This is a genomic window from Streptomyces sp. NPDC086777, from assembly GCF_040702065.1.
Classification (GTDB): domain Bacteria; phylum Actinomycetota; class Actinomycetes; order Streptomycetales; family Streptomycetaceae; genus Streptomyces.
This window is the reverse complement of the sequence record NZ_JBFBJI010000017.1, coordinates 156,298-164,186: the sequence shown is the minus strand read 5'-3', so window position 1 is coordinate 164,186 and position 7,889 is coordinate 156,298. Positions and strand designations below refer to the sequence as shown.

Sequence of the window (7,889 nt, the reverse complement as noted above, 5' to 3'; positions counted from 1 at the left end):
CACGGGTCCCTGGCGTTCGGGAGTGTCGGCGGAGCGGGAGTGCGGGCGGACAGTGGCTGCTGGACCGGCGGAGGTGCCGGCGGAGTGCGGGTGCCGGGCGCGGTGAGAGGTTTCGGCGCGGCACGGGTCCCTGGCGTTCGGGAGTGTCGGCGGAGCGGGAGTGCGGGCGGACAGTGGCTGCTGGACCGGCGGAGGTGCCGGCGGAGTGCGGGTGCCCGGCGGTCAGGAGTTTCGGCGTCGTAAGGATGGCGGCCGGTCAGCGGTGGCGGTGGCGGTGGCGTCGGCGTGCCGGACCCGTGCCGGCGTCGGGCGACCCGCGCTTGGAACTGATCCCCGCCCCACAACCCGGGCCCCGTACCATGGACCGCATGTCGTTCCTCCGTCGCCGCAGCGCCACGCCCGCCGGCCCCGAATTCGACGTTCTGGCCATGGACCCGGGTGACTGGCCCGGCAACCTCGGTGCCGGGCTGCTGCCCGCGCCCGACGGCACCTGCCAGGGCGTCTTCCTGCGCTACGACCTCTTCGGCGGCCGCGGCCCCGCGATGATCATCGGCAACCTCCCCGAGGGCTCTCCGGCCCGCGACGTGGAGGAGGGCGAGATCCCCTTCGAGGTCGGCCAGCTCCTTCTCGCGCTGGAGAACGACGAGGACGTCACCGTCGTCGGCACCGAGGACATGCCGGTGCTGCAGGGCGACAACCTGCTGATCGTGCGCCGTCTCAAGCTCTCCGAGAGCCGGATCTCCTGCGTGCAGTTCGACCGCAGCGACGGCGTCCTGGTGACCATCGCGGCCTGGGACCGCCCGATCACCGACGACCTGTACGCCCTGCTGAAGCCGCTCCCGGCGGAGCTTTTCCAGCAGGGCTGAGGCCCGCTACCTCCCGTGGCCGTGGCCGTGGTGCCGCCCGCTCCTCGCGGCCGGTACCACGTCGACGTCGGCCGCGCGGACGAACTCGATCCGGTGGCCGTACTGGATCTCGTAGTACAGGTCCTTGCCGACCACGACCTTGTGCGAGTCCGTGCTGAAGGTGACGGCGTAGTAGTACTCGCCGGGCACCTCGTCACCGGCCACGTACTTCTGGCCCGCCGGGATCGTGTACGGCAGCGGTGAGATCGACTGGGCCGGTACCCCGGAGGGGTACGCGGACGCCTCCGGATAGGCCCGGCCGTACACCGGGATGTCGGCCCGGCCCGCCTTCGGCGTGATCACGACCCCGGTCGACCCGACCGCCGCCGGCGCGCTCGCCGGGTTCTCGAACCACGCCTTCTGCCCGAGGTACCAGATCGCCGTCCAGTCCCCCCAGGTGTCCGCCACCGCGTACTGCTGGCCGGTGGAGGCCCGTGACGAGAGGTCGTTCACGTCGGTCGTCGGCGTCGTGCCCATGCCGATGTCCTTGATCAGGGCCGAGTTCTCGTCGTGGTCCGAGTACAACCGGACCTCGCTGGAGCCGTGCGCGGCGCACGGCTGGCCCTTGGTGACGCAGCCGGTGTACGCCGGCTGGTTCGTGGCGTAGTCCGGCAGGATCGTGACCACACCGCCCGTCACCACCCGGTGCTTCTTGCCCGCCCTGTGCTTGAAGGGGTGGTCCAGCAGCTCGAAGTAGTGCCGCCAGTCCCAGTAGGGGCCGGGATCGGTGTGCATCCCGGGGATCGAGGACGTGGTCGGGCCCGGCACGGTGTCGTGGCCGAGGATGTGCTGCCGGTCCAGCGGGATGCCGTACTGCTCGGCGAGGTACTTCACCAGCCGGGCCGAGGAGCGGTACATCGCCTCCGTGTACCAGGCGTCCGGCGAGGCGAGGAAGCCCTCGTGCTCGATGCCGACGGACTTCGCGTTGATGTACCAGTTGCCCGCGTGCCAGGCCACGTCCTTCGCCTTGACGTGCTGGGCGATCAGGCCGTCGGTGGAGCGGATGGTGTAGTTCCAGGACACATAGGTCGGGTCCTGGACCAGGTTGATGGTGGTGTCCCAGGAGCCCTCGGTGTCGTGGATGACGATGTACTTGATGCTCTGCGAGGCCGGCCGGTCGGCGAGGTCGTGGTTGCCGTAGTCGTTGTCCCCGAACTGCGCGTAGGGCGCGGGGATCCACTCGCACGACACCGTTGTCGGGCACTCCGTCCCGTCGTCGGCGGCCTTCGTGCGCAGCCCGGTCAGCTCCAGCTGCGCGGTGTCGGCCCGCAGCTCCGGCTGGGCGGCGAGGGCGACGAGCTGTCCCGCGTCGGTGGTGCGCTCCTCGCCCGTGTGGAGGACGTCGAACACGTCGTTGGCGTACGCTCCCGCGGTCGCCGTGTCGTCGGCGCCGGAGAAGCGGGCGATCGCGCCGTACCAGTCCGCAGGATCGGCACTGAGCGGCTGGTGCAGGTCCCGCTGGGCGGCCGCGAGCAGCGCGGCACCGCCGGCCACGTTCGCCGCCGCGTCGGTGCGCAGCCGCTCCGCCGGGATCCCGGTCAGCCCGGCGGCCTTCGGCAGGGTCTTCAGGCGCGCCGGGAGCGCGGCGTTCCGCGGTACCTGCACGCTGGGGTGGAGGACGGGACGGGCACTGTCGCCGCGGGCGTCCTCGGTGCCGTCGGCGAAGTGCTCGGTGGCCGTCACCAGCGCGGTGCGCGCGTCGGTGAGGTGCATCGGGCCGTAGCCGCCGGTCACACTGGGCGCGCCGCCGTGGGTGTCCCAGCGGGACTGGAGGTAGGAGACGGCGAGCAGCACGCTCTGCGGAACGTGGTACTCGGCGGCGGCGGACGCGAACGCCTGCTGCAGCAGTGCGGCGGACGGCTCGTTGGCGTCCGGTGGGGGCGCCGCGCCCAGCAGCGGCAGCAGCAGGGCCGCGGCGGCGACGGCTCCGGCCGTCCTGCGCGTACGTCTGCCAGTGCACGGGGGCGCGGGCTCGGTGACGGATCCTCGCAATGCAGCCTCCTGGGGCGATGGGGCGCGACGGGGCGTGCGGGGCTGAGCGTGGCTCAGTGGTACCGGCTTGCCGACGATCCGTCAATCATGCCCAGAGAGGCTCGAATTCCCATGTCATGCGATGATCGTGGGAGTTTCGCGGTGGCGGCCCGCAGGCCTGCGGGGCGTCAGTGGCGTACACCAGTGGTCGGGCGTGACGCCCGCGCGGCCCCCCCCGGGACATACGAGGATCCGCGGCGCGCAGTTGCCCTGAGCGCGCCGCGGATCCTCGTCCCCGTCAGCGAGTGCCGACCGCCGCGCGCACAGCCCGGCGGGCCAGCTGGCAGTCGTCGTGCAGCCGCCGGAGCAGCAGCCGCTGTTCCTCGCCGGTCGGCGCGGCGCCCGGGTGGGCCGTACCCGGTGCCGCCGGGGTCGCGTCGTGCATCGAACGCTGCACGGCGGTCTCGTAGGTCCGGATCTCCCGGGTGAGCACCAGCATCAGGTTCACCAGGAAGGCGTCCCGGGACGCCGGGCCGCCCGACTGGGCGATCTGGCTGATCTGCCGGCGCGCCACCGGGGCGTCGCCGAGGACCGACCAGAGCGTGGCCAGGTCGTACCCCGGCAGGTACCAACCCGCGTGCTCCCAGTCCACCAGCACCGGACCGGCCGGGGACAGCAGGATGTTCGAGAGCAGGGCGTCGCCGTGGCAGAACTGGCCCATCCCCTGGCGGCCCGCCGCGACCGCGATGCCGTGCAGCAGCTTCTGCAGGTCACCCATGTCCCGGTCGGTGAGCAGGCCCAGCTCGTGGTACCGGGCGATCCGGGCCGGGTAGTCCACCGGGGCGTCGAAGGTGCCCGCCGGGGGCCGCCACGCGTTCAGCCGGCAGATCGCGCCCAGCGCGGCCCGGATGTCCGCCCGGGGCGGGGCCTCCGCCGGGTGGCGCTGGACCGCCGCCACCCGGCCGGGCATCCGCTCGATCACCAGCGTGCAGTTGTCCGGGTCCGCCGCGATCAGCCTCGGCACCCGGATCGGCGGCCGGTGCCGGACGAACGAGCGGTATGCGGCTATTTCGTGGCGGGTCCGCTCCGCCCAGGCGGGGGATTGGTCCAGCAGACACTTCGCCACGGCCGTGCTGCGGCCCGTCGTCCCGACGAGGATCACCGACCGCCCGGTGCGGCGGAGCACCTGTACCGGAGCGAACTCCGGGCAGATCCGGTGCACCGACGCGATCGCGGTGCGCAGCTGCGCACCCTGGGGGCCGGACAGGTCGAGTCTGCCGCTGAGGGGCTGGGTGCCGAGTCCAGCGGGGCGCCGTTGCCGGCCCACGACCGGTACGGCGGCCCCCGGACGCGCGGGGTCGAGGTAGGGTCCGCCGCCCGCCGGGCGGGGACGCAGCGACCGGGGCGGAGCGGACACGGAGGACGATGCTGCGTACATGGGAGATACAGATCCCTTCGTGTGCCTGCGGTGCCTGCCTGAGAAGTCCTGTGAGGGGTTCTCGCGTCCAGCCCGTCCCGGCCGCCCGGGCACACCCTGGGGAGTGTGCCCGTGGTGTGGCGACCGGGTCGGGGTGGCGCGTTCCTACCTGACACCCGTTGCCCAGTGGCACACCATCTGGCGCACCCTGGCGAACCGTGGCGAATAGTCGCCCGGCAACCGGCACCGGGCTACTGTCAACTCAGCCGAGAACCTGGGGGCTTGACGTGACCGGAGAACCCAACACCCGCCTCTCGGACCTGTTCGGCCTGGCCGGCTGGTCCAAGGGCGAACTCGCGAGGCTGGTCAACCGGCAGGCGGCGGCCATGGGCCACCCCCAGCTGGCGACCGACACCTCCCGGGTGCGGCGGTGGATCGACACGGGAGAGATCCCGCGCGATCCGGTGCCGCGGGTGCTGGCGGCTCTGTTCACCGAGCGTCTCGGCCGTGTCGTGACCATCGAGGACCTCGGTCTGGTACGGCACGGGCGTACGGGAAAACGGCCGGACGGCGGGAACGTGGAACATCCCGACGGCATGCCGTGGGCGCCCGAACGAACCGCCGCGGTCCTCACCGAATTCACGGGAATGGACCTCATGCTCAACCGACGCGGCTTGGTGGGCGCGGGTGCCGCGCTCACCGCGGGATCCGTACTCAGCAGTGCCATGTACGAATGGCTGCACACCGACCCCACACTCAAGGCCGACGCGCCCGTCCTCGACGATCCTCTGCACGCCGACCCCGCCGGGTTCGACCGCTACGAGGCCGCCCCCATCGGGTCCGAGGAGATGGAGGAACTGGAGCGCTCCGTCGAGGTGTTCCGCGCCTGGGACGCGGCCCGCGGCGGCGGCCTCCAGCGCAAGGCCGTGGTGGGACAGCTCAACGAGGTGGGCGGCATGCTCGCCTACCGCCACCCCGAGCACCTCCAGCGGCGCCTGTGGGGCGTCGCCGCCAACCTCGCCGTCCTCGCGGGCTGGATGTCGCACGACGTCGGCCTGGAGCCCACGGCCCAGAAGTACTTCGTCATCGCCGCCCACGCGGCCCGTGAGGGCGGCGACCGGCCGCGTGCCGGGGAGGCGCTCTCCCGAGCGGCTCGCCAGATGGTGCACCTCGGCCGGCCCGACGACGCACTCGACCTGATGAAGCTCGCCAAGTCCGGTTCGGGCGACGAGGTGCTGCCGCGCACCCGGGCGATGCTCTACACCATCGAGGCCTGGGCACAGGCGTCGATGGGCAAGGGCCAGGCGATGCGCCGCACCCTCGGCCAGGCGGAGGACCTCTTCGTCTCCGACCGGGGCGACGTGCCGCCGCCGAGCTGGATGCAGATGTTCAAGGAAGAGGATCTGTACGGCATGCAGGCCCTCGCGTACCGCACGCTGGCCGAGCACGACCCGGCCGCGGCCGCGCACGCCCAGCACTACGCGGAGAGGGCACTGGCCCTGCGGGTCGACGGCAGGCAGCGGTCGAAGATCTTCGACTTCCTGTCCATGGCCTCCGCCTGCTTCATCGCGGACGACCCCGAGCAGGCGGACCGCTACGCCCGGCTGGCCCTGGTGTCGATGGGGTCGAACTCCTCCCACCGCACCTGGGACCGGCTGCGCCAGATGTACCGGCTCACCGCCGAGTACTCGAGCTATCCGAGGATCCAGGAACTGCGGGAGGAGATCAAGCTGGCCCTGCCCAAGGCCCGGAGCAAGGGGAGTCACCACAGCGCACAGGCGTAGCGGGCCGGTGCGCTCGACTCGAGCCGGCTGATCGCGTCAGGGCGGCACCCGCTGCCCCTTGCTCCGCGTTCTGCCCGCCTATTCACTCACCTTGGCGACGAGCACGCAGGCCTCGTCCGTGCGCCCGCTCTCGCCGAACTCCTCGACCACGGCCCTGACACAGTCGTGGGCGGTGCGCGCCGCCCCGAACCGGGGGGCCAGGCCGAGGAGCGCGTCCAGGGAGTCCGCTCCGCTGTGCCCGGGCACCACGCCGTCGGTGTGCAACAGGAGCAGGTCGCCCGGTTCCAGGGTCACTTCGGCCTGCCCGTAACCGGCTCCCGAGGTGACACCGAGCAGCACGCCGTCCGGCGCGCTGAGCGCGCACCCCGTCCCGCCGCGGAACAGCAGCGGGGCGGGGTGTCCTGCCTGCGCCCAGGTCAGGGTGCGGGTGGCGGGCCGGTAGCGGCAGCAGACCGCACTGCCCAGCGCGGGTTGCACGGTGGCGTCGAGCAGCTGGTTCAGCAGGGACATGAGGCGGCCGGGCCCGGTACCGGCCAGCGCCATCCCGCGTACGGCGCCCAGCAGCATCGTCATGCCCGAGGCGACGGCGACGCCGTGGCCGGTGAGGTCGCCGACGCTCAGCAGGGTGTCGCCGTCGGGCAGCTCCAGCGCGTCGTACCAGTCGCCGCCCAGCAGGGTTCCGGCTCCCGTGGGCAGGTGGCGGGCGGCGACGTCGAGCGTGCCCGGTCCCCGGCCCGGCAACCGCAGGGCACCGCGTCCGGGCGGCAGCACGGCCTCCTGGAGCTCGACGGCGAGCCGCTGCTCGGTCTCGGCGCGCCGGCGGTACCGCTGCATCGTGTCGCGGGTCTCGCGCACCGTCCGCTGGCTGAGCCGCAGTTCGCTGACGTCGCGCAGCACGGCCCACATCGAGGCGGTGCCGCCGTCGGCGTCGAGCACCGGTTCGCCCATCATGTGGACGGTCCGCTCGGTCCCGTCGGGCCGCAGGACGCGGAACTCGCCGTCGATCGGCTTGGCGTCGACCAGGCAGTCGGTGACCATCGTGGTCAGCCGGGGCCGGTCCTCGTCCAGGACCAGGGCGGGCAGTTCGTCGAGGGTGAGCGCCGATGCTGCCGGGTCGCGGCCGAGGATCTGGTAGAGCTCGCCCGACCAACTCGCCTCGTCCGTCAGGAGGTTCCACTCCGCGCTGCCGACCCTGCTGAGCAGCGAGCCCGGGGCGGGCGCGGAGCCGCCGGCGGGCGCCGCCTGCGCGCCGGCCGGCGGGGGCGCCGGTCCGTCCCGCAGCTGGGCCAAGTGCTCGTCCAGGTCGCTGAGCTGATGGAGTGCCAGGTCGTACAGGGCGCGCTGCCAGCGTTCCTCGGGCTCCGACCCGGAGCTCCTGGTGTCCCGCCGGACCGCGTCCACGTCACCCCTGAGCCGCCGCGTCTGCGATATCAACGCCTCGACGGAGCCGCGCCCGGGCGGCTGCGCTGCGGGGCGGTCCGCGGAGACATGGGACGGCATGACGCACTCCGATGCGGGGACTGAACGGCCAGGGCGGGCGGTGGGGACCGGTTACGACTGTTGCACAGCCTGCGACGCCCTGTAAGGGATTTGGCAACACACGATACGGTGGTGCTTCTGGCATATGCCAGAGTCTTTATGGGCTGGTCGAGACCCATGAAAGGTGTACGCGAATGGTGGCCCAAGTCGTAGTGGGGCTACGTGATTCGGCGGACTTCGCGAGCTCTTCGTGTCGCGCTCGGTCGGTTGTTCGACGCCTCTGTGTTCCCAGTGTCGCGGTCTCGGCCAACCGCGGCAACTCTGTCCGGATTT

At 72.4% G+C, this 7,889-nt stretch carries 5 protein-coding genes; 2 read left to right on the top strand and 3 right to left on the bottom strand.

All coding sequences use genetic code 11. The features are described 5' to 3' along the window. Positions 1 to 368 precede the first annotated feature (368 nt). On the top strand, positions 369 to 866 hold the full coding sequence (locus AB0472_RS24425) for a hypothetical protein (protein ID WP_365340795.1): 498 nt from the start codon (positions 369 to 371) through the stop codon (positions 864 to 866). Positions 867 to 872: 6 nt separating this feature from the next. Here the strand turns inward: AB0472_RS24425 and AB0472_RS24420 are convergent, their stop codons facing one another. Then, the gene (locus AB0472_RS24420) at positions 873 to 2,897 is read right to left on the bottom strand and encodes a peptidoglycan recognition family protein (RefSeq protein WP_366358915.1); all 2,025 of its coding nucleotides are present in this window, start codon (positions 2,895 to 2,897) and stop codon (positions 873 to 875) included. A gap of 277 nt (positions 2,898 to 3,174) precedes the next feature. Further along, positions 3,175 to 4,314: an aminoglycoside phosphotransferase family protein gene (locus tag AB0472_RS24415; RefSeq protein WP_366358913.1), complete on the bottom strand. Its 1,140-nt coding sequence runs from the start codon at positions 4,312 to 4,314 to the stop codon at positions 3,175 to 3,177. 266 nt (positions 4,315 to 4,580) lie between these two features. On the opposite strand from AB0472_RS24415, the gene AB0472_RS24410 reads away from it, so the two are divergent. Beyond that, positions 4,581 to 6,077 carry a hypothetical protein gene (locus tag AB0472_RS24410; RefSeq protein WP_366358911.1) on the top strand — a complete coding sequence of 499 codons (1,497 nt, stop codon included), beginning with the start codon at positions 4,581 to 4,583 and terminating at the stop codon, positions 6,075 to 6,077. Positions 6,078 to 6,155: 78 nt separating this feature from the next. Here the strand turns inward: AB0472_RS24410 and AB0472_RS24405 are convergent, their stop codons facing one another. Next, the gene (locus AB0472_RS24405; RefSeq protein ID WP_366358909.1) at positions 6,156 to 7,577 is read right to left on the bottom strand and encodes a SpoIIE family protein phosphatase; all 1,422 of its coding nucleotides are present in this window, start codon (positions 7,575 to 7,577) and stop codon (positions 6,156 to 6,158) included. Positions 7,578 to 7,889: the final 312 nt, after the last annotated feature.